This is a genomic window from Chelatococcus sp. GCM10030263 (genome assembly GCF_042666455.1).
Lineage (GTDB): Bacteria > Pseudomonadota > Alphaproteobacteria > Rhizobiales > Beijerinckiaceae > Chelatococcus.
Genome location: NZ_JBHTDB010000016.1, coordinates 1 through 22,674 on the forward strand (window position 1 = coordinate 1; position 22,674 = coordinate 22,674).

Genomic DNA, 22,674 nt, shown 5'->3' on the forward strand with positions numbered 1-22,674 from the left:
CAGAATACGGCCGTCGGAGGTGGCATTCCCAGCGTAATGCGAGGTGCAGGTTCTCGCGTATCGGGAACGCGGAACGTGGCCATGGGGGCTGGCGATAACACCATCCCCCTTGGCAACGGTGACACCTTCAACGCCGCCGCAGGCTCCAATGTAACGGGTAACGACAACGTCGCGATCGGTACCAACGCCGGCATTGGCGTTACCGCCAATGCCACGACCTCGATCGGCTACAATGCGAGCGCGACTGCCGCCAACGCCATCGCCATGGGCGCGAACGCGCAGGCGTCCGGCGCAAACAGCATCAGCATCGGCACCGGCAACGTCGTGAGCGGCGCCAATTCCGGCGCCTTTGGCGACCCGAGCACTATCACCGGCGCAGGCTCCTATTCGCTCGGCAACAACAACACCATCAACGCCAACAACGCCTTCGTGGTCGGCGGCGGCGTGACCATCCCCACCGGGCTGGACGGTGCCGTGGTGCTCGGCAATGCCTCGACGGTTTCGGCGGCCGTTCCGACGCCCAACGCCGTGATCGGCGGTACCACCTACACCTTCGCCGGCGGCGCGCCGACCGCGGGCGACGTGGTGAGCGTGGGCTCTGCCACCGCGCCGCGCCAGATCCAGAACGTCGCGGCGGGACAGCTCAGCGCCACCTCGACCGATGCGGTCAACGGTTCGCAGCTCTTCGCGACCAATACCGCGCTCGAAGACATCGCCGGCGATATCACTGCCATCAACAACGGCGGCGGCATCAAATATTTCCACGCCAATTCAACCGAGCCGGATTCGCAGGCGATCGGCACCGACTCGGTGGCCATCGGCCCGAATGCGGTCGCCAACAACACGGGCGATGTGGCCCTCGGCGCGGGCTCCACCACGGCGACCGCAGTCGGCACGGCGAGCACGACGATAGCCGGCACCACCTATAATTTTGCCGGCATCAACCCGCTCTCGACGGTCAGCGTCGGCGCACCGGGCGCCGAGCGCACCATCACCAATGTGGCCGCGGGACAGCTCAGCGCCACCTCGACCGATGCGGTCAACGGTTCGCAGCTCTTCGCGACCAATACCGCGGTCGAAGACATCGCCGGCGATATTACTGCCATCAACAACGGCGGCGGCATCAAATATTTCCACGCCAATTCAACCGAGCCGGATTCGCAGGCGATCGGCACCGACTCGGTTGCCATCGGCCCGAACGCGGTCTCGAATATCGACGGCAGCATCGCGCTGGGCGCCGGCTCGATCGCTGATCGGGCGCTCGCACCGACCAACGGCATGATCACAGCGGGCACAGGCATCGTTCCTTACAATACGGCCGACATGACGCTGCTCGGGACACTTTCGGTCGGTAGTGCCGGGGCCTATCGCCAGGTCACCAATGTCGCCGATGCCACGCAGGACCAGGACGCCGTGACGCTTCGCCAGTTGCGAGGCGCAATTACGTCGGTCACATCGACCGGAACGCGCTACTTCCACGCCAATTCCACGGACCCCGACTCGCTCGCAGTTGGAGATCAGGCGATCGCCGTGGGGCCGAACACGGTCGTCAACGGCGACAACGGCATCGGCATGGGCAATGGCGCCCGCGTCATGCAAGCGGCGCCGGGCGGCATCGCCATCGGTCAGAACTCGACCGTCAATTTCGCGGATGGCTTGGCGCTCGGAAACGGGGCCACCTCGAGCGGCATTCAGTCTATTTCCGTCGGCACGGGAGCTTCCACGACCGGTGCCGGGGCTGTCGCGCTCGGCGCAGGGGCGAACGGCCAGGGCGCCAACAGCATGGCGCTCGGGACCAATGCTCAAGCCGCGAATGCCGGCGACGTGGCGCTCGGCTCAGGCTCGCAAACGTCTGCCGTCACGCCGACTGCGAGCGCGACCTTCAACAGCTTCACGATCTCGGGCTTTGCCGGGGCCAATCCGACGAGCGCCGTTTCGATCGGATCGGCCGGCAACGAGCGGCAACTGCAGAACGTCGCGGCCGGCCAGATCACCGCGACCTCGACGGACGCAATCAACGGCTCGCAGCTCTATGCGTTCGCGACCGTGCTCGACAACTCCGTGCTGGGCGGCGGCGGCATCAAGTATTTCCATTCCAATTCGTCGGCTGCCGATTCCGTGGCTTCGGGTGTGGAAAGCGTGGCCGTCGGTCCGCAGGCAGTCTCGAGCGGTGCGAGCGCCATTGCGATGGGCAATGGCGCGGCGGCCTCGGCCTCCGACTCGGTCGCGATCGGCGCCGGCGCCAAGGCAACCCAGGCCAATTCGCTGGCGCTGGGCGCCAATTCCACGACGACAGCCAATCTAAGCGACGCCGCCTACACACCGGTCGTCGGCGCCAGCACCGCCGGTGTGCCGACGGGCGAGGTGTCGGTGGGGTCTGCGGGTGCAGAGCGGCGTGTCACCAATGTCGCGGCCGGCGCAGCCCCGACCGATGCAGTCAATGTGAGCCAGCTACAGAGCCTGTCGAATCTGTCGCTCAAATATGACGTCGACAACACCGGCAATGTCACCAACCAGGTCACGCTGCGAGGCGGCGACCCGAATGCCCCGGTGACGATCAGCAATGTGGCGCCGGGCGTGAACGGGACGGATGCCGTCAACGTCAACCAGTTGAACAGCGCCTTCGGCATGCTCAATGGAAGCATTTATCAGGCGAAGAAGGAGGCCTGGCGCGGTGCGGCGATCGGCATCGCGGCCGCCTCGCTGCGCTATGACGAGCGTCCGGGCAAACTCAGCGTCGCTGCAGGCGGGGGCGTGTGGCACGGACAGGGGGCATTGTCGATGGGCCTGGGCTACACCAGCGAAGATGGTCTGAAGCGTCTCAATGCGTCGGCCACGACAAGTGGCGGCCATTGGGGTCTTGGCGCAGGTTTGAGCATTACGCTGAACTGATGCCACGCAGTCTGCTGAGGCTGATAGGCTTGGTGCTGCCCCTCATTGGGGGGGCAGTTCCTGGCGCCGCGCAGCAGGGCTCTGCCCCAGCCTATGCCGTCAAGCCGTCAGAGGTGGCGATCCCTCCCGGCGAGAAGCTCGGCGAATACCGGCGTGTAATCCAGCCCTTCAAGAACTGGACCTTGATCTGCGACGAGAGCCTCACGTCGAAACGTCGCATCTGCAATATCACGCAGTCGATCGTCAATGCGGAAGGCGGGGTGGTGTTCAATTGGTCGTTGATCGCCACGGCGGAAGGCAAGCCGCTGATGATGATGCGCGTCCCGGCGGCAGTCGGCGTAGCGCGCCCAATTGTCCTGACATTAGGTGAGAAGCCCGATCGGATCGTCGCCCAGACGGATCGGTGCGACGCCTCTTTCTGCTACGCCACGATCGCTATCGGCAATGTGCTCAAGAGCCATATCCAGGCTGGGACCGAGTGCGATGTCGCCTACGAGGTACCGCAGGCCGGGGCGATCGCTTTCAAGGCCCCGCTCGGCGGTTTAGCCGGCGCGCTGGCGGCCTTGAAGTGATCGAGTTGTCAGAAGCACGGCCACCGACGACTGTCAGCGCGGTTGCCTAGCGTCATGTTGGAAGAGGAGAGTAGGGCCGCCATGCCATTGAACCGGACCGTTTTGCGGGTTGGGGCCGCGATTGTCGTGATCGCGGCCATCGGGGTCGGCCTCAGCGTCGCCGTCGACGCACAGCAATCACCGCTGTCCCTCCAGCCGAGCGGGCCGAATGAAGCTCCGCCGAGGCCGGCACGGCCGAAGCCTCGTCCAAAGCCGGAAGCGCAGACGCAGCCCAACCATCCGAGCACGTCACAGGCGAGCGAGCCGGCCACGCAGCAGCCTAACCAAGCTGCTGCGCAGGCGCAGCCTGAAACCGTGTTCGACGAGCACGCGCGCCAGGGCAATATCAAGACCTGCGCAAAGGTCTTCGGCGTGCTCGGCCGGTTGCTGGCTGCAGACTCGACCTTTACGGCTCAGACTCAATGGGAATCGGCGTCTGGCGATAGCCACTCCGTCCAGTCCATCGTGGCGCTGAACGGAGGGTCCGGAAACCCCACGCAGCAGGCGGCTGGTGTCGTCTTCGCGGCCCCTATCGGCCAGACCTGCGAAGGAACGCTCGTGCGGGTGACGCCCACGAACAGCAACTGCCAAGCCGTTGCCGCTGATCTGGGAAAGATGAACGGCAAGGGCGCGTCCCTGGGCAATCTCGGCGTCATCAATATGGAGAACGGAACGCAGGTGATGCTCGTCCCGTTCGGCAATGCCTGCATCGCCGTCAGCACCTTGCGGGCATCCGGCCAAGGTTGAGCGGGAAACGTTGCGGTTTGCAATCTGGCGCGCCATCGGACCTCGATGGCGCGCTTTTTCGCGTTCGCCCTTGGTCGGCGGTCGCGCCGAGGTCTCGAGCTGAACAGCTGGATGCCAACCTGGCCGCAGGACCTTCAAGGAGGTTGCGACGTCCCGTATGTCTTCCCGTATGCCTTGGGCGGCAGCCGGCGGACGAGCCGGTCGCCCTCCCAGACCTCGACGGCATAGCCGTCCGACAACAGCGAAGCCAATTCCACCGCCTGCTGATCGGAATCGCAGTGGAGAGGGCATGCTTCCCGCAGGATGAAACTATCCTCCAGGAGGTAGGCCCGATAGCGAAATGAGCGCACGCGAGGCGGCTCGCGTCCCATGAGCGTCAGCCCTGTGATACAGGCCGGAGTCACCCGAGCTCCGGCTGAACGATATGGTTAACGACCCGAACCTAGCATCCCGAGAGAGCTTGTCCACTGCAGGCTCAATCCGAGCCTCTTGCCGGGTCGCGTCTCTATGATTGCGGGCATGACTCCAGGCCAGCACTGATAGACCGAATGAGCGGCCTGCGGCCTTTGTTCCGGTCTGCGGAAGCATTCTCAGGTCGGAGCGGCGAGATCTCGATCACTCCCACAATAGCCTCTGGTGACACGACCCCGACCGCGAGGCGATCGGATAACGTGACTGAGAACAGCGGCCAATTCGCGGAGCTGCGGCGCGCACGGCGGCGCCTGACCTGCCGGGGGGCATGAAGCTCGTATAGGAAAACGTTAGCGCAGGCTGGCGTCGGCGGCTAGCAGCGTCACGTCCTATAGCGCGCTCGTCCGTCGGTCAGGGTTGGATCGACGGCTCCCATGCGGCCTCCGAACCACGAGGCGATCGCGCCGAGGACGAGGGCGACGAAACCCAACAGCGCACCACGAGAGACGGTCGCTGCGGTGACGTCGGCGGCGGCCGCCGCCTGCTGCTTCGCACTGTCTACAGCCTGGCGGTACTGCTGCTCATATTGCTGAATTTGCTGTCGTGCCTGATCCGGGGGGATGTTCTGCGCCCTGGCCAAGGCATCAGCCGCGCGGTCTCGGGCGGCTTGCGCCTGTGCCTCATCGCCGGTTACCACCGCGCGCATCGCAGATACCGCCGCGTCGCGAAGAGCGGCGGGATCTTGACCTGCAGCACCAGAGCGCATCGAGCGCTCAATGTCGCTAAAAGGATCGGTCGCCTGCGCCAGGGACGGGGCAGCGGCCTGTGCGACGGTTTGAACGGCTCCGCCCGCGGTGCTGCCGACACCACCAGCCACGCTCGTGAGAGCGCTCAAGGTGCCACCGAGAAGTCCGCCGACCGCCGTGGACAGGAGATAAGCGATTACGAGTGTCGTCAGCGCCCAGGTGGTCAGTCCGTGCCATCCCGCAGTGCCTTCCTTAGGCTTTCCCGAAAGGCGCCCCGCAGCATAGCCGCCGGCGAAGGCGGCCAGCACGCCCGATACAGTCCACCAGATTGCGGCGCCGATCGAGAAGGACGATGCGCTCGGATTGTCGCTCGTTGCAGGGCCAAGCGTAGCGGCACCGACGCCGATCCCGAGCATGTTGAGGAGGAGTTGGATGACGAGTGCGATCACCACGCCAGCCAACACGGCACTCCACGACACCTTGTTCAGCATTATCGTGCGGATGTCTTCGGCAGGGGTGATGGGACTGCGATGAACGTCGCCGTCGCTGACGCGGCGGTTGTCGGCAGAATGCGCCTCGGTCATGGTTTCCTCCTCGGAAGGTGTGACCGCCTGCCAAGTTGCGTCGGGTATCCCCGGCGCGCTGTGTCGCGATGTCGCAAAAGAAAGAGCTTGGTCGATCGAAAGTTCCGGGGGCTCGTCATCGACGGGCGGGTTCATCCCCAAGACCCGTTACTACGGCGCTCCACTTGCCATGACGCGGAGATTGACCCGGCATCCAATAACACCGGTTCACCACCCGGCACAGAAATGCGTCGTCGACCGGTGAGAGCAGCCGCCCGTCGAGCGTTTCATCGCCGCGTGACCTTTGTTCGGTGGCCGTCACGAGCAGTCCAGGTGTAAAACTGCGAACAAGTTCTCTAATGGCGGTGCCCCGCTCTTGGGGGGCTATGGACTGGGGCGATGGCCGCGACGACGATTGTAGTAGCGGGCCGGTTGAAAGTGGGTTTCGGCGTCGAAGGGCCCGACGAACTTTCCATCCGCCAGTTCCGCGGCCACGAAATATGCATTCACACCCGCCGTATCGCACCCGACGAGGGACATTCGCTTATCCCTACCGATGCGCTCGAGGGCCTTTAGCGATGCGCCAAAGTAGTTTGTAAGATCCCAGTTCGCTGATGCATCATAGGGCACCTCGAGGTCGACGGAGGGTGGAACACTGGCGTTGTACTCGACACAGCAAGCGCGCGCCTTCGTTGAGATGGCTTTCCATGCGTGGGAAGTATTCTGGTCAATGTCGACCGACATGTAATCGACTTCCGGCGCGATCCCGGCTTGATCAATCAAGCCCTGTATATTCTCTGTGGTCACCAGTGCCTCGACGAGCTGCAGATCGCCGGACTGGATTTCAGTCGAGAACCGAGATCGGATCTTGGCGCAATCAGCAGGATTGGCTTCTATCCACAGACCGCGCCAGCCCATTTGAAGGAGAAAGCGGGTGGTGTTCTGAAGACCGTCACCAACGCCAACCTCGATGAATGTTCGGTCTTTCGTGCCAATGCGTTTAAAAATTTCGGTAACGACGGACTCCTCGTAATTCTGCGAGTACATCCGCGCGCTATGCTTTCCCAAGAAAGTGGGGCCGAGGACGCGCACCCCCTCGCAAGCCCGCCGTTCGTCTGAATCCGCAATGATGATGTCGGTGAGGACTTCGATGCGTCCAATGATGTCGGCGAGGTGACGCTCCACGCCCGGTGCCGAAACCGGACGGTCCTGTAGAGCCTGGACGGTCGCCTCAATTCGAGCGAGGCGGGCGCTCAGTTCGCGCGCGTCGTCCTGCCGCGTTGATGCCGGCCAACGAGCCAGCGCGCCATCTGCAAGCCACCAACCGATGGCGCGGAGCAGCTTTTTGATCTGCCTGAAACGCCCTGGCTGTTCAGTCATGCGTTCCCCCATGCATCGGATGTCAATGCTTGCACCCGAAGCGCAAAAAACTGTCATAGCCAGCCCATGCTGGCAACGCAGCCGGTGTTCGCCTGTAGGCCAGTAGCGCTGTCCAGCGTCCGCGCCGATCCAGCGTCGTGTAGGGTCATGGCCGCAAGGCCGATGCCGAAGGGGTCTTCCGGGGGGGGGATGGCTGCACGAGGTGAAATGTGACGGCTGTCGCATAGTCGTTCACATCGAGCGCCACACTGTCCTGTTGGTCGCGCGTGGCGGCTTCGACTGGACCGGCCGCTTCCGCTGGACTTTGCGTCATCGTCCGTGGACGAGGGCATCAACTCTGCTAGTTTGCGTCAGATTCTGATCGACGCTGGGGGCCTTCGATGCGGTATGCGATCCACCGGCGCGCGTGGCGGCCGGCCGTCTTGTCGGCTCTTCCATTGTTGCTGGCGGCGCTCCCCGCCTGGGCCCAGGCGGACACACCCTGGGCCGGTTCGACCAGCGTCGGCAACCTGCAGCAGTTCGTCGATCAGTTCCTCATCGACAAGCGGATTCCCGGTGCCGCGGTTTCGATCCGCCAAGGCGGCCAGGAGATTCTTCTCAACGCGGGCAAGGCCGACGTGGCGACCGGCGCGGCACCCGGGCCCGACACGTATTTCGGCTATCGCAGCGTCACCAAGTCGCTGGTCGGCACGGTTATCCTGCAACTGGCGCAGGAGGGGCGCCTCAAGCTGGATGATCCCGTGTCACACTACGTCAGTGGGGTGCCGAGCGGCGACGTGATCACGGTTCGCGAACTGGCGGAGATGCGATCGGGTCTCTTCAGCTACACGGCGTCGTCCGCCTTCGGACAGGCCCTCGTCGCAAACCCAGCCCGTGTGTGGACGCCTCAGGAGCTGCTCGCCTACGGTTTCGCCGAGCCGCTGCAGTTCACGCCCGGCACAGCCTATGAGTATTCCAACACGAATACGATCCTGCTGGGCCAGATCATCACCGCGGTCACGGGGAGCCCGTGGTCGGAAGAGGTGCAGCGGCGGCTCACCGGCCCGCTGGGGCTGTCGTCAGTGGTTGATCCGGGCGCCAATCCGCTCCCGTCGCCGAACGCCGTGGGCTACATGGACGACGGTTCCGGCCCGGAGTCGCTCTCGGATTTCAACTCCACGGGCCTGGGCGCGGCCGGCGCCCTGTCCGGCGTCATTGGCGACCTGGCGCGCTGGGGCAAGGCTGTCGGTACCGGCGCCACGTTGAGTGAAGCCGAGTTCGTCGCGCGGCTGAAATCGTTCGGCTCAACGAAGGACGATCCGCACAGCCCCGAGTATGACAGCTACGGCTTCGGCATGGGCGAGATCTCGGGGTGGATCGGTCACACCGGGAACGGTCTCGGCTTCGAGGCGCTGGTCATGTACGACCGCGCCAACGACCGCACTATCACCATCCTGCTCAATGCCAGCAATCTGGATGATGCCGACGCGCCAGCGCATCTGTTCCAAGAGCTGCTGGCGCTGCTCGGATGGACACCGCCGAGCAATCAGCTGCAGGTGGTCGCAGACGGCACCAGCCAGACCGTGGCGGCGGGGCCGGTCTGGACCGGCCTCGTCAGCGGCCCGTTTGGCGCCCGCGCCGCGGTCTACGCGACCAATGGCGGGGTCGTGGTCGCGAACGGGCCGGTGACGCTCGCACCGATGCAGGACTACGTGCCGGCCATCTACGTCGCGCGCAACGGCCGGGTCGCGCTCGATCAGGGTGGAACGATCACCGCCTCCGTGGGTGGCGACGGCGCTTTTCTGCGTGGTGACGGCGGCACGGCTTCGCTGTCGCTGACCGGCCTATTCATCAGCCTGCGCGGTGATGCGGTGACCGGAACCGGCGTCGATGTGCGAGAGGGGGGCATGGCGACGCTGAACGGCGTGCAGATCACGGGCTCGGCGCAGGCCGCGCTGCATGCAGGCGGCACCGGCCCGGCCAGGATCACGGCGTCGGGTGTCGGCATCGACCTGGTGAGCGGGCATGGGGCGTGGGCAACGACTGACGGTACCATCGCATTGTCCGGCAGTCAGATCCTCTTGCGCGGCGACGGCGTCGGCCTGCTGGCGAGCGCAGGTGATGGCCCGGCTTTCATTACGGCGCAGGACGTATCGGTGACGACGCTCGGGATTGCGAGCCCCGGCGCCATGGTGCAAGGAGCCGGCGCCTCGCTGGCCCTCTCCGGCACACAGATCGCGACCTTCGGTCCATTCTCGTACGGGGCGGTGTTAAGCGGCGGCGCGATTTCCCTGGCCAACAGCAGTATCACCGCGAATGGCCTGGGTGCGGCGGTGGTGGCCGTCATGCCCTTCGACCCGGCTCAGGCGCCCCAACTTTCCTCACTGTCGCTCGACGGCAGCGCGCTGGCGGCGGCCAGCGGCATCGCGGTATTCGCTTCGGGAGCAAATCTCGCGCTCTCGGCATCGGGCTCTCAGATTGGCGGGGCGATCATGGGCGCGAATGCCACCGTCGATCTGTCGCTCGACAATGGCAGCACGTGGACGGTCGGGCCGGTGGGCGTGTCGCCGCCCTCCGTGCTCTCCAGCATCGTCAATCGCAACAGCGGCATCGTGTTCGCGCCGCCGGTGATCCCTGGCAGCTATCAGAGCGTGACGGTGGGAAGTTACGCCGGCGCGGGCGCCACGCTGGCCATGAACGCCTTCCTCGGCGGTGCCGGCCCGTCCGACCGGCTCGTCATCGACGGTGGCACGGCGACTGGCCAGACGCAGATCATCGTGCGCCCGACCGGCGGCGGCGCTCCGACCATCGGCGATGGGATCATGCTCGTGGAGGCGCGCAACAACGCCTCTACCGATCCGGGCGCCTTCTCGCTCAACGGCGGCCGCGTCAGCGCCGGTGCCTATGATTACAATCTCTACCGTGGCGGTGCCGCGGGCGCGAACGATTGGTTCCTGCGCTCGTCTCGGCCAAGCGCCGGTGGGGTCTCCGTCCCCGATCTGCGCCCCGAGGTGGCCGTCGACCTTGCCCTGCCGAGCATGGCGGCGCGGTTCGGACTGGCTATGCTCGGCACTTACGACGAGCGCCTCAACGCCCGGTCCCTGGTGGCCGGAACGTCGGAAGCCGGCTCGGCCGGGTGGGCGCGCGCTCTCGGCGAGGTCGGCCACAGCGGCTCGTCGGGCGGCGGCGAACTGGGACAGCTGCAGCGCTTTGCCAGCCAGGGGCCGAGCTACGATTTTCGCTTCGCCGGCTTCCAGGCTGGCCTCGACCTCTACCGAAGCGATGGAAACCCGACGCCTCGCGATGTGGCCGGGCTGTTCGTCGGCGCCGGCCACCTCGACGGCGACGTAGACGCCATCTATGGCGGCCGGGCCGGGCAAGCCTCGATGGACGCTTACACGGTGGGCGGCTACTGGACTCATACGGACGCGGCCGGCTGGTATCTCGATGCGGCCGCGCAAGGCACCTTCTACGATCAGATGCGTGCCAACTCGCTGCTGGGGGAACTGCTCAAGACGAGCGGTTGGGGATTCGCCGCGTCGCTGGAAGGCGGTCTCCCGATCGCCCTCGGCAGCCAGTGGACCATCGAGCCGCAAGCCCAGGTGATCTACCAACAGCTGTCGCTGGACAGCGGTGCCGACCGATACGGCGCGGTTACCTTCGGTTCGGGCGGAACCGCCTACGGCCGCATTGGCGCGCGGCTGTCGCGCGACTGGTCCATGCTGGACGGCCGGACGATCAACGGCTGGGCGCGCGTCAGCCTCTGGCATGCGTTCGGCGACGGCGCGTCGGCGACCTTCGCCACGCTCAGCGGGGCCTATCCCGTTGTTTTCCAGCCGGGCGCCGGCGGCACGTGGGCACAGATCGGTGCCGGTGTCTCTGCCCCGCTCGCGGCGAACGCCAACCTCTTCGCCTCGGCGGACTACGACGTCGGCCTGGGTGATCAGAAGGGTCACTCCGTGGGCGGTCGCCTCGGCTTCCAGCTCACCTGGTGAGCCGTCGCTGCAGCGCGTGCGATCAGTCTGATGCGGAAGCGGTGGGCAGCTGAGCGGACGGACGGACCGGCGGTGGCGATGTCCGGAACGGGTAACGCCGCACCAGCACCAGGATGATGGCGATCAGGTCGATCGGCGTGCGGGGCTCCGGAAATCATCGTCTACCTCAGGCAGCCTTGACCGCCCCGGTGGAATATCCTCCAGCCGCGTCGTCGTCATTTGAGCTAGGTTTGCCACTCGGCTGTCCGTGGTGAGCGGCTCACGACTGTGACACGGTCACTCAGCGGGCGGTCGAGCAGTGTCCCTCCGCATGACGCCGAGCTGAAGCTCGCTCGGCCAAAAGGCCAGCAGGGTCACATATTTAATATTGATTTCATTAGGTGAATGGTGCCCAGGGGCGGAATCGAACCACCGACACTGCGATTTTCAGTCGCATGCTCTACCAACTGAGCTACCTGGGCATCGGCCATTCCAGCAGTGCCGGAAGGCGAATGGCATGGAGCTTATAGAGAGCGCCCGGCGGGCTGTCCAGAGGGAAGGGCAGCTTCGCCCAAAATGCCTGCAAGCGGTTGGCGACGGGTGCGTTTCGCGCCATTCGGCTTCGAGCATCCCGGAACGCGTTCGGCAGTTTGTCCCAGAAAAATGCGCAAGAGCCCACAAGCAGGTCGGGATCCAGGCAGCTCTCGCTCGCATTACCCAACTATACCGCGCCATGTCGCGTACCCCTTCGCGAGGAAGTTCCGATGAAGATCGCGCAGATTGCTCCGCTTGCCGAATGCTGCCCGCCGCGGCTCTATGGGGGGACCGAACGGATCGTGTCTCACCTCACCGAAGAGCTGGTACGCCAGGGGCATGAGGTCACGCTGTTCGCAAGCGGCGATTCGAAGACCAGTGCCGCGCTCATCGCCTGTTCGGAGATGGCGCTGCGCCTCAATCCGGCGGTCAAGGATGCAATCCCCTATCACATGGTCATGCTGGAGGAAGTCTGCCGGCGCGCTCACGCCTTCGACGTGCTCCACTTCCATGTCGATCTTCTGCACTTTCCGCTGATCCGCCATCTTCCGAAGGCGACGCTGACGACGCTCCACGGCCGGCTCGATCTCCCGGATCTCCTGCCTTTCTACAAGGCCTTTCCCTATATTCCGGTGGTCTCGATCTCGCAGGAGCAGCGCCGGCCGATGCCGCCGGTCAATTGGGCGGGTACGGTGCATCATGGCCTGCCGAGGGATCGTTTCGCCTTCACCCGCAACCCGCAGGGTGGCTATCTCGCCTTTCTCGGCCGCATCTCTCCAGAGAAGCGCCCGGATCGGGCGATCGCCATCGCCGCACAAGCCGGGCTGCCGCTCAAGATAGCGGCCAAGGTCGACAAGGTAGACCAGGTCTATTGGGACGAGGTCATCGCGCCCCTCGTTGCCGCCCATCCGAACGTCAGCTTCATCGGCGAGATCGGCGACGACAAGAAGGCTGATTTTCTCGGCAACGCCAAGGCACTCCTTTTTCCCATCGACTGGCCGGAGCCCTTCGGCTTGGTGATGATCGAGGCGATGGCCTGCGGCACGCCGGTGGTCGCCTTTCGCTCGGGCTCGGTCCCGGAAATCATTGACGACGGCGTCTCGGGCTTTATCGTGGACACGGTCGATCAGGCGGTTGAGTCCGTCAGGCGGATCGACGGGCTGGATCGGGCCAGAATCCGGGCGACCTTCCTGGAGCGCTTCACGGTCGAGCGCATGGCGCGCGACTATGTCGCGATCTATCGCGAGCTTGCCCATATCCGCGACGACAGCACGCGCTTGCGGGTCGTCGGAGGCGGTGAGATCGAACTCCAGGGGGTCGCTTGATTCGGCAGCCTCGGATCCGGCGTTCTGAGGACAACACGCTGAGCATGAACGGAGCGAACCGATGCCGACGGTGAGCGCCGACAGGGTGGAGCACGCGCCCGCGCCGGTAGGGGCGGGCGATGGCCCGCTCGCGCAATTCTTCATTCCCGCGGCCGCTTCATTGCAGGAGCGCCGGCCGCGGACCTTGAAGCATGACGATACCTTCGCGCTCTTCGATCATAACGGCGACGCACTTGCCGGGCCGGGCAGCCCGGAAGGCATCTACCACCGCGACACGCGCCATCTCTCGCATCTCTATCTGACGATCGATGGCGTGCGGCCGATGCTGCTCTCCTCGACCCTGCGCGACGACAATGCGGCGCTGACCTGCGATCTGACGAATCCCGACCTCTACGACAAGGACGGCCGGCTGAAGCTGGGGCATGATCTCATCCACATCCGCCGCTCGCGCTTCTTATGGAACGGATCCTGTTTTGAGCGTCTCGCCGTCCGGAATTTCGACGAGGAGCGGCGGCATGTGCGGCTGGAGCTCGCCTTTGCGGCCGACTTTGCCGATATCTTCGAGGTGCGCGGCACCAAGCGCGAGCGGCGCGGCGACCTCCACCCGGTCCGGATCGGCGAAAGCGGCGTCGTCCTCGCCTATACGGGCCTCGACGACCTTCGGCGTGAGACGGCCTTGCGTTTCGATCCGGCGCCGGCCGAATTAACGGCGGCGCGCGCCGTCTTCGACCTCGAACTCGCCCCGCGCGAGGCGCAACTCCTCTTCATGGAGGTGCGATGCGGGACGGCGGCGCCTGTCGAGGCGGATACCCGCCGCGCCTTCTTCATCGCGCTGCGCGATTCGCGCCGGGCGCTGCACGCGGTCTCCTCGCGCGCGGCGGCGGTGACGACCTCTAACGAGATCTTCAACGAGGCGGCCCGCCGCAGCGTCTCGGATCTCACTATGTTGATGACGCAGACGCCGGAGGGGGCCTACCCTTACGCCGGCATTCCGTGGTTCAGCACGGTCTTCGGTCGTGACGCCCTGATCACGGCGCTCGAAATGCTATGGCTCGATCCGACGCTTGCCCGCGGCGTGCTCCGCCATCTTGCCGCCAACCAGGCGACGGTCAGCGATCCGGTCGCCGACGCGGAGCCCGGCAAGATCCTGCACGAGCTGCGCCAGGGCGAGATGGCGGAACTCGGCGAAGTGCCCTTCCGCCGCTATTACGGCAGCATTGATTCGACGCCGCTGTTCGTCATGCTCGCCGGCGCCTATCTGGAGCGCACCGGAGATCTCGAGACGATCGGCAAGCTCTGGCCGAATATCGAGGCGGCGCTCGGCTGGATCGACACCGACGGCGACCGGGATGGCGACGGCTTTGTGGAATATGGCCGGCGGACCGCCGAGGGGCTGATCAACCAGGGCTGGAAGGACAGCCACGATTCGGTCTTTCACAGTGATGGCAGGCTGGCGCGCGGGCCGATCGCCCTCGCGGAAGTGCAGGCCTATGTCTATGGCGCCTGGCGTGCCGCGGGGCGCATTGCGCGCGCGCTCGGCCATTTCCGCCGCGCCAAGGAGCTGAAGGCCAAGACACAATTGTTGCGCCAACGTTTCGACGAGCATTTCTTCGACGAGGCGCTCGGCACCTATGTGCTGGCGCTCGACGGCGACAAGAAGCCGTGCCGCGTGCGCGCCTCCAATGCCGGCCATGCACTCTATACCGGCATCGCCTATGAGGAGCGGGCGGCTGCTGTGGTGGAGACGCTCATGGCGCGCTCCTCCTTCTCGGGATGGGGCGTGCGCACGGTGGCGGCCACGGAAGCGCGCTACAACCCCATGAGCTATCACAACGGGTCGGTTTGGCCGCACGACAATGCGCTGATCGCGGCGGGTTTCGCCCGTTACGGCTTTCGGCGCGAGGCGGCGCGCATCTTCGAAGGGCTGTTCGCGGCCTCGCTCCACATCGACCTGCGTCGGCTGCCGGAACTCTTCTGCGGCTTTCCGCGCCAGCGCAGCCGCGGGCCGACCTTCTATCCTGTCGCCTGCTCGCCGCAAGCCTGGGCTGCGGCTGCGCCGCTGCTCATCATCCAGTCCTGTCTCGGCCTACGCTTCGAGATGGGTGCGCATCAGATCATCTTCGACCAGCCGGCTCTGCCGGACTTTCTGAACGAGGTGACCTTGCACCGCCTCGCCGTCGGCGATGGGAGGGTCGATGTGGCCTTGCGACGCGCGGGCGAGCAGGTGGTCGTCAATGTGCTTGCCCGTGAGGGCGAGGTCCACGTTCTCACGCGCACCTGAGGCGAGGGTCCGCATGGGGGCCGGCCGTCCGCTGTGGGCGGACGGTGCCAACCGGGTCAATCGTCAGGTTTTGCGGAACCCGCCTGGAACGGCTTCGACGAGGATCTCGCGCTTTCCCGCGTGATTGGCGGGGCCGACGATGCCCTCGTTTTCCATGCGCTCCATGATCGAGGCGGCGCGGTTGTAGCCGATCTGCAGGCGGCGCTGGATATAGGAGGTCGAGGCCTTCTTGTCGCGCATGACGATCATGATCGCCTGGTCGTAGAGATCGGCGCCTTCCTCGCCGAAGGTGCCCTTGTCGAAGACGGCGCCGTCCTCGTCCGTCCCTTCGGCTTCGTTATCCACCTCTTCGTCGTTGCTCGTCGTGACGGCGTCGAGATAGTCGGGCCGGCCCTGGCGCTTGAGATGCTCGACGACCTTCTCGACCTCATTGTCGGAAACGAAGGGCCCGTGCACACGGGTGAGCCGCCCGCCGCCGGCCATATAGAGCATGTCGCCCTGGCCGAGGAGCTGCTCGGCTCCCTGCTCGCCGAGAATGGTGCGGCTGTCGATCTTCGACGTGACCTGGAAGGAGATACGCGTCGGGAAATTCGCCTTGATCGTGCCGGTGATGACGTCGACCGACGGGCGCTGCGTCGCCATGATGAGATGAATGCCTGCGGCGCGCGCCATCTGCGCGAGACGCTGGATGGCGCCCTCGATTTCCTTGCCGGCGACCATCATGAGGTCGGCCATCTCGTCGACGATCACGACGATGAAGGGGAGGGGGGTCGCATCGATCGGCTCGCCGTCACTGCCGACGAGGCCCGTGCCGCGCAGCCGCGCCTCGTTCGCGCGCGCATTGAAGCCGTCGATGCTGCGCACGCCGAGGCGCGACATCTTCTTGTAGCGCTCCTCCATCTCGCGCACCGCCCATTTCAGGGCGACGACCGCCTTGCGCGGGTCGGTCACGACCGGCGTCAGCAGATGCGGAATGCCCTCATAGATCGAAAGCTCCAGCATCTTGGGGTCGATCATGATCATGCGGCAGGCTTCCGGCGTATGCCGGTAGAGCAGCGACAAGATCATGGCGTTGACGGAGACGGACTTGCCCGAACCGGTGGTGCCGGCCACGAGGAGATGCGGCATGCGGGCGAGATCGACGATCACCGGCTCGCCGCCGATGGTCTTGCCCAGGCAGAGGCCGAGCTTCGTCTGCGCCATCTCGAACTCGCGGCTCGCCAGGAGCGCACGCAGCCACACGGTCTCGCGGCGCTGGTTCGGCAATTCGATGCCGATGACATTGCGGCCGGGCACCACGGCGACGCGCGCCGAAATGGCGCTCATCGAGCGGGCGATATCGTCCGCGAGGCCGATGACGCGCGAGGATTTGGTTCCGGGCGCCGGCTCGAGCTCGTAGAGCGTGACGACCGGCCCCGGATTGGCGTCGATGATCTCGCCGCGAATGCCGAAGTCATGCAGCGTCTGCTGCAACGTCACGGAGTTCTTGTCGAGATGTTCGGCCGAATGCTCGATATTCGGCTCGGCGGCCGAGGGCTCGGCGAGAAGCGAGAGAGGGGGCAACTCGAAGCCGGCAGGCACATCGCCGAAGTCATCCGTCGGCCAGACGGGCTGGGGGGCCGGGTCGCTCGCGATGATCTCGTCGGTCTGCCGCGCCGCGAGGGGCTCCTCGACGACAGGCTCTGCAACTGCGTTCTCGTCCTCGACCTGTGCTTCGTCCGGCGCATCCTCGGCGGACGGCAACAAGGATGGCCACGCGAAAGACACGTTCACGCTGACGGACGGCAGGGCACCGAGGCCACGCGGATCCAAGGCTGGCAGGCTCGGCTCCTGGACAGAGTGTTGCAGGCCGGCATCCGCCTCCGTCGCTGGAGGCAGGGGAGCATGGGCGGTCGCCCGTCGGGGCCCCATGGTCCGCTGGTTGTCCTGACGCTCGGCTTTGACGGGACGGAGCGGCCGACCGACCTGGATCATCTGCGCAAGGGTGCGCAGGCGAGCCTGTAACGGGTCCTCCGACGGTGTGGGCTCGTCCGTGGCGGGCTCGTCCGTGGCGGGTTCGTCCGTGGGCGGAATGTCGTCGGCGACCATCGCCTCCGGCTGGGCTGATGCGGCCTCGTCGGCATCGTGGAACTCAGCCGTGGCCAGATCGGCCTCGCCCGGCTCCATCCAGGGTTCGGTTTGCCAGGGATCGGTTTGCCAGGAATCCGTTTGTGGGTCCTCGATGGCGGGTGTGCTTTCGAGCGCAGGTTCCTGCGCAACGACCGTCTCTGCCGGCCGGGGCGGGGCCCAGACTGCCGGCCGCCGTACATAGTGCTGCACATGCTGCGGGGCAGGGGAATCAGCGGGATGATCCGCCCAGCGGCCGGCGTCCTCCGGGACGGCGGGCAGGGGAGCGATTTCCGTGACCGTGCCGAAATCGGTGCGCAGCAGGTAGTCGGGCGTGCGCGTGAAGCGCGCGTTGGAGCCCATCGCGAAGAACTGCAGCCAGCTCGGCGCGGGAGGGCCGCCGAAGGGATCGGGCTTCAAGCCCGGCGCCGTCGCGGCCTGCTCGTTTGCGTCCCGGGTCGGGGCCGACCCGTGCCTGCGATTCTCACGTGTGATCGAATAGGAATTGGCCTGCGGATTGCTGTGTTTCGGAGGCTTTGCCGGAGAGTGCATGTGCCGTCGATCGCCCTGTTACGCCAACGCTCTGTCCGCTGACCTTGGCAGGGAATAGGAATCACATCCTTAACGAAGGGTACGATTGGGCGGTGTTTTTATCGGCAAGCACCTGCCGGTCGCCACAGCGGCAAGATTTGCCTTGGACGGCAGGCTAAAGGCGCAGGCACGGCAAGGCGATGTGCAGCATCTACGCGCCGCCCTGCCTGGGGATAATGCACGTCGGCTTGCTCGTCAGGCCGGATCGAAGGCGGTCTGCGTGAAGGAGGCGCGCTGGCTCACCCGATCGAACCAGCTCGCCAGCGCCGGGCGGCCGTCGCGCCAAGCCTGCGATGCGAAGCGCAAATCCGCATAGCTCAGCGCGCAGGCGATGGCGATGTCACCGATATCGAAGCGCGCCGGGTCCCAGGCTTGGGCCACCGTCTCCCACGCGTCGAAGGTGTGGAGGAAGCGGGCACGATGGGCGGCGATGTAGTCGGGCTGCCGCGGATCGAGCTCGCGGCGGCGCTCGCCCTCCCAGCGCAGCAAGATCTCGATCAGCCCATCGGCCCAGGCCTGGCGATGGAGAGCATCGATCCGTTGCGAGGGGCCGAGAGCGATGAGGCGCAGGCCAGGCCTGAGACTTTGCAGATATTCGACGATGACGCCGGAATCGAACAGCGCCCGGCCATCGTCGGTGACGAGCGTCGGGATCTGGCCGAGTGAATTATGCTTCCACAGCTCCTCGTCCGGTGTCAGGCCCGCGACAGCCTGCGGAACGAGTTCGATATCCTCGGCGAGGCCGAGCTCATGAGCCGCGATCAGGACCTTTCGCACATGGGGCGAGCGCCGGGAAGAAAACAGCTTCATGATGCTGCCTGCCGTCATTGCCACGCTGCGACGTTATCAAGCGCGGCTATCGGGCGACAAGTTAAAGATCTGTCATATCTGGCGAAATTGATTGCCCGGCACTCCCGGCGCCGGAAGTTGCCGGGCTGGACGGCCTCAGGCCGCCGCGACGATCCGTCCGCCGAGGCCGAGTTCCGCCTCGCGCTTGGCGAGCCGCCCCATGAGGTAGTCCACCTCGCCGCGCGCTGCGGCGCTGAGCGCTGCTCCCGGCTTGCGCTGCGCGTCGGAGGCGATCAAGCCGCGCTTCATCAGCACATATTTGCGCACGGCGAGCCCCACCCCCTGCTGCTGCTCGTAGCGCAAGAGCGGCAGATGCGCGTCGAAGAGGTCGTGCGCCTCGTCGCGCCGGCCGGCCTTCTGCAGGCTGACGACGCCGATGAGCATTTCCGGATAGGCATAGCCCGTCATGGCGCCGTCGGCGCCGCGCTCCATCTCGAAATCGAGGAAGAGCCCACCGTTGCCGGTGAGGATCGAGATAGGCCGCATCGAGCCGTCGGCCTCGAAGCCGCGCAAGGCCGAGATCTTTTCGAGGCCCGGCCAGTCCTCGTGCTTCAGCATCACGCAGGAGGGATGCTCCTGGACGATCGAGCGGATCACCTTCGGCGTCATCTGAACTGTGAGGGTCAGCGGATAATCCTGTATGACGAAAGGAATATCCGGGCCGATCGCCTCGATCGCCTGGCGATAGTAGCCGGTGATCTGGTCGTCGGTGCGCAGGCTCGGCACGGGCGCGATCATGACGCCGGCGGCGCCACGCTCCATCACCGTATGCGCCAGCGAGCGCATGGCGGCAAAGCCCGGCGCGGAGACGCCGACGATGACCGGCAGATCCCCGAGCTTCTCGATGAAACGTGTCGCGACGGCGAGCGATTCCGCCGGTTCGAGCTTCGGCGCCTCGCCCATGATGCCGAGCACGGTGGCGCCGGTCGCGCCGGCCGCGATATAGGCCTCGCACAGCCGGTCGATCGAGTCTTCGTCGATACGCCCGTCCGGGTGGAACGGCGTCGGGGCGATCGGATAGACGCCCTGGGCATTGACGTCGAGTTTCATGGCAAGCTCCTCTGCATCGAGCGCCGGTGGGGCTGGTCAACTCGCCAGCGCCGCGCTTCCGGCATTTCCATCCCTGATCTTACTTCGCAGCCTTATAGGTTTTGACGAGCGCATCCGTCTGTCGGGACAGAATGGCGCTGTCGATGCCGACGGCGACGAAATCGAAGCCGGCTTCGAGCACGCCCCGGCAGTCCGCCTCGGAAGCGGAGAGGAAGCCGGCGCCTTTGCCGGCCGCCTTGATGCGCCGGCCGGCATCGAGAATGGCGGACCAGATCTCCGGCCGCGTCCATTCGCCGGGATGGCCGAAATCGGTGGACAGATCGGCTGGGCCGATGAAGACGCCATCGACGCCCGGCACATTGGCGATCTCGTCGACAGCCTCGATGGCTTTGCGGGTTTCGGCCTGGACGAGGACGCAGATCTCATCCGCGGCGCGGGCGAAATAGTTGGGCACCCGGCCATAGCGGTTGGCGCGCGACATGCCGCTGACGCCGCGCATGCCGTCCGGTGGATAACGCGTCGCCTCCACGGCGCGTCGCGCCTCCTCGGCCGATTGCACGAAGGGGAAGAGCAGCGTGCGTGCGCCGAGATCGAGCAGCCGCTTGACGAGCACCGGCTCGTTCCATGGCACGCGGACCGCAGGTTCCGCCGTTCCGCCTTCTGCTGCCCGCAGTTGATGCGCCACGTCCGGCGCGTCATTCGGCGTGTGCTCCATGTCGATCAGCAGCCAGTCGAACCCGGCGCCGGCGGCGATTTCCGTCGCGACGGGGCTTGCCATGGCGAGCCAGAAGCCGATCTGCGGCTCGCCCGCCTTGAGCCGAGCCTTGAAGCGATTGACGGGAAGGTCGGTGGTCATCATGCCTGTCCTGCGGCGTGGCCCGCGGTCTCGATTTGGCCGCAGGCTCCACGACGCGCCGGCGGCAGACGGTCTGCGCCGTGCCGGCGCTTAAAGTCGGCCCAAAGGGCGCCCGGCGCAAGCCGGTTGAGCGCATGCCACGACAACGCTGCCGTTATGGAGATGCGGCGACGCGGGTGCGCGTCCAGTCATGGGCGGCGAACCAGGTGGCGAGCTTGCCTTCGATCGTGGGGTCGGCGTGCAGCACGAGCTTGGTGCGGCGGCGCAGGATGTCGTCGGGCGAGCGCGCCCATTCCTCCGCGACGAGATATTCGACTTCGCGCGCGTAAAGCCCCGCGCCGAAATGCTCGCCGAGGTCGGCGAGCGATCGCGCCGGCCCGATGATCGCCTCGGCGCGCGTGCCGTAGCTGCGGGCGTAGCGGCGCGCGAGATCCGGCGGCAGCCAAGGGTGCTTCGCGGCAAGCGTGGCCGTGAAGGCGGCGATATCACCCTTGGCAAAATCGCCGCCGGGCAAGGGCACGGTGCCCGTCCAGCTGCGCTCGGGCATGTCGAGGAAAGGACCGAGCTTTTCCAGCGCATGTTCGGCGAGCCGCCGGTAGGTCGTGAGCTTGCCGCCGAAGATCGAGAGGAGCGGCGGCGTGCCGTCACCGCCGCCGGTCACGTCGAAGACATAGTCACGCGTGACGGCGGAGGGGTTCTTGGCCGAATCGTCGTAGAGCGGACGCACGCCGGAATAGGACCAGACCACGTCGGCGGGCGTGACCGGGCGCTCGAAATAGCGATCGACCGACGCGCAGAGATAGGCGATCTCCTCCGTCGAGATCTGCACCTTCGCCGGATTGCCCTGATAGGGGATGTCGGTCGTGCCGATCAGTGTGAACTCGCTCTCGTAGGGAATGACGAAGACGATCCGCTCATCGGGGTTCTGCAGGATATAGGCGTGCTCACCCTCGTAGAGCTTGGGCACCACGATATGGCTGCCCTGGACGAGCCGCAGATGGTCCTCGGAATTGGCGCCGAGCACCTGGCTCTGGACCTCCGAGACCCAAGGGCCGGCGGCATTGACGAGCGCGCGAGCGCTGATCTCACGCCGCGTGCCGTCCTCGGCTGCGAGCGTCGCCTGCCAGCCGTCGCCTTCGCGGCGCGCAGCGATGCAGGCCGTGCGCGTCAGGATCTCGGCGCCGCGCGCTGCGGCATCCATCGCATTCAGAACGACGAGGCGGGCGTCGTCGACCCAGCAGTCCGAGTAGACGAAGCCCTTACTGAGCGTCGGTTTCAGGGGCGCGCCCTCGGGGCAGCGCCGGAGGTCGAGCCCCGCGGAGCCCGGCAGCTTCGAGCGCCGGGCGAGGTGATCATAGAGAAAGAGGCCGATGCGAATCATCCAGGCGGGTCTCAACCCCGCATTGTGCGGGAGCACGAAACGCATGGGCCGCGCAATATGCGGGGCGATGCCGAGCAGTACTTCGCGCTCGGTGAGTGCCTCGCGCACGAGCCGGAACTCGTATTGCTCGAGATAGCGCAGGCCGCCGTGGATGAGCTTGCTGGAGGCCGAGGAGGTGCCGCCCGCCAGATCGCCGCGCTCGCAAAGAACGACCTTGAGGCCACGGCCCGCGGCATCGCGCGCGATGCCGACGCCGTTGATGCCGCCGCCGATGACGAGAAGGTCGCATTGCGTTGCCGCAGGGGTTGGGCCGTTCACCGTGCGCCCTCCACGCGGCCGTCGAAAAAGTGAGCACCCAGGCGCTTGCGCCCGCCGGACTGAAGCAGAACGTTCTCGAT

13 protein-coding genes and 1 tRNA gene are annotated in these 22,674 nt (G+C 65.9%); 6 read left to right on the forward strand and 8 right to left on the reverse strand.

Annotated features, from left to right (window positions below; translation table 11 throughout):
* Nucleotides 1-81 precede the first annotated feature (81 nt).
* From ACFQU1_RS22400 to ACFQU1_RS22410, 3 genes are read left to right on the forward strand one after another with little or no spacing between them, the layout of a single operon-like run.
* Complete coding sequence (locus ACFQU1_RS22400) at nt 82-2,892, forward strand: YadA-like family protein (protein WP_378136919.1); 2,811 nt, start codon at nt 82-84, stop codon at nt 2,890-2,892.
* Nucleotides 2,892-3,464: an invasion associated locus B family protein gene (locus tag ACFQU1_RS22405; RefSeq protein WP_378136921.1), complete on the forward strand. Its 573-nt coding sequence runs from the start codon at nt 2,892-2,894 to the stop codon at nt 3,462-3,464. The genes ACFQU1_RS22400 and ACFQU1_RS22405 overlap by 1 nt, the downstream gene beginning before the upstream one ends.
* Nucleotides 3,465-3,518: 54 nt before the next feature.
* Nucleotides 3,519-4,250, forward strand: a complete 732-nt coding sequence (locus ACFQU1_RS22410; protein ID WP_378136923.1) for a hypothetical protein — start codon at nt 3,519-3,521, stop codon at nt 4,248-4,250.
* Between the two features lie 793 nt (nt 4,251-5,043).
* Here the strand turns inward: ACFQU1_RS22410 and ACFQU1_RS22415 are convergent.
* Both ACFQU1_RS22415 and ACFQU1_RS22420 read right to left on the reverse strand, forming a co-directional pair.
* Nucleotides 5,044-5,898, reverse strand: a complete 855-nt coding sequence (locus ACFQU1_RS22415; protein ID WP_378138325.1) for a PhnA-like protein — start codon at nt 5,896-5,898, stop codon at nt 5,044-5,046.
* A gap of 456 nt (nt 5,899-6,354) precedes the next feature.
* The gene (locus ACFQU1_RS22420; protein WP_378136925.1) at nt 6,355-7,350 is read right to left on the reverse strand and encodes a hypothetical protein; all 996 of its coding nucleotides are present in this window, start codon (nt 7,348-7,350) and stop codon (nt 6,355-6,357) included.
* A 380-nt stretch (nt 7,351-7,730) separates the two neighbouring features.
* On the opposite strand from ACFQU1_RS22420, the gene ACFQU1_RS22425 reads away from it, so the two are divergent.
* The gene (locus ACFQU1_RS22425; protein WP_378136927.1) at nt 7,731-11,324 is read left to right on the forward strand and encodes a serine hydrolase; all 3,594 of its coding nucleotides are present in this window, start codon (nt 7,731-7,733) and stop codon (nt 11,322-11,324) included.
* A 385-nt stretch (nt 11,325-11,709) separates the two neighbouring features.
* On the opposite strand, the gene ACFQU1_RS22430 is transcribed toward ACFQU1_RS22425, so the two are convergent.
* A tRNA-Phe gene (locus tag ACFQU1_RS22430) sits at nt 11,710-11,785 on the reverse strand.
* Nucleotides 11,786-12,067: 282 nt separating this feature from the next.
* On the opposite strand from ACFQU1_RS22430, the gene ACFQU1_RS22435 reads away from it, so the two are divergent.
* The gene (locus ACFQU1_RS22435; protein WP_378136929.1) at nt 12,068-13,162 is read left to right on the forward strand and encodes a glycosyltransferase family 4 protein; all 1,095 of its coding nucleotides are present in this window, start codon (nt 12,068-12,070) and stop codon (nt 13,160-13,162) included.
* Between the two features lie 61 nt (nt 13,163-13,223).
* The gene (locus ACFQU1_RS22440) at nt 13,224-15,443 is read left to right on the forward strand and encodes a glycogen debranching N-terminal domain-containing protein (RefSeq protein WP_378136931.1); all 2,220 of its coding nucleotides are present in this window, start codon (nt 13,224-13,226) and stop codon (nt 15,441-15,443) included.
* 63 nt (nt 15,444-15,506) lie between these two features.
* Here ACFQU1_RS22440 and ACFQU1_RS22445 read toward each other — a convergent pair whose 3' ends face one another.
* From ACFQU1_RS22445 to glpD, 5 genes are all read right to left on the reverse strand, one after another.
* A complete protein-coding gene (locus ACFQU1_RS22445; RefSeq protein ID WP_378136933.1) occupies nt 15,507-18,101 on the reverse strand; it encodes a DNA translocase FtsK in 2,595 nt (864 codons plus the stop codon).
* Between the two features lie 234 nt (nt 18,102-18,335).
* Entirely contained in the window at nt 18,336-18,950 is a 615-nt protein-coding gene (locus tag ACFQU1_RS22450; protein ID WP_378136935.1) for a glutathione S-transferase family protein, read from the reverse strand.
* Nucleotides 18,951-19,085: 135 nt separating this feature from the next.
* Entirely contained in the window at nt 19,086-20,039 is a 954-nt protein-coding gene (locus tag ACFQU1_RS22455; RefSeq protein WP_378136937.1) for a dihydrodipicolinate synthase family protein, read from the reverse strand.
* Between the two features lie 79 nt (nt 20,040-20,118).
* The gene (locus ACFQU1_RS22460) at nt 20,119-20,895 is read right to left on the reverse strand and encodes an HpcH/HpaI aldolase/citrate lyase family protein (protein ID WP_378136939.1); all 777 of its coding nucleotides are present in this window, start codon (nt 20,893-20,895) and stop codon (nt 20,119-20,121) included.
* A 154-nt stretch (nt 20,896-21,049) separates the two neighbouring features.
* Nucleotides 21,050-22,594 carry a glycerol-3-phosphate dehydrogenase gene (glpD, locus tag ACFQU1_RS22465; RefSeq protein WP_378136941.1) on the reverse strand — a complete coding sequence of 515 codons (1,545 nt, stop codon included), beginning with the start codon at nt 22,592-22,594 and terminating at the stop codon, nt 21,050-21,052.
* Nucleotides 22,595-22,674 lie beyond the last annotated feature (80 nt).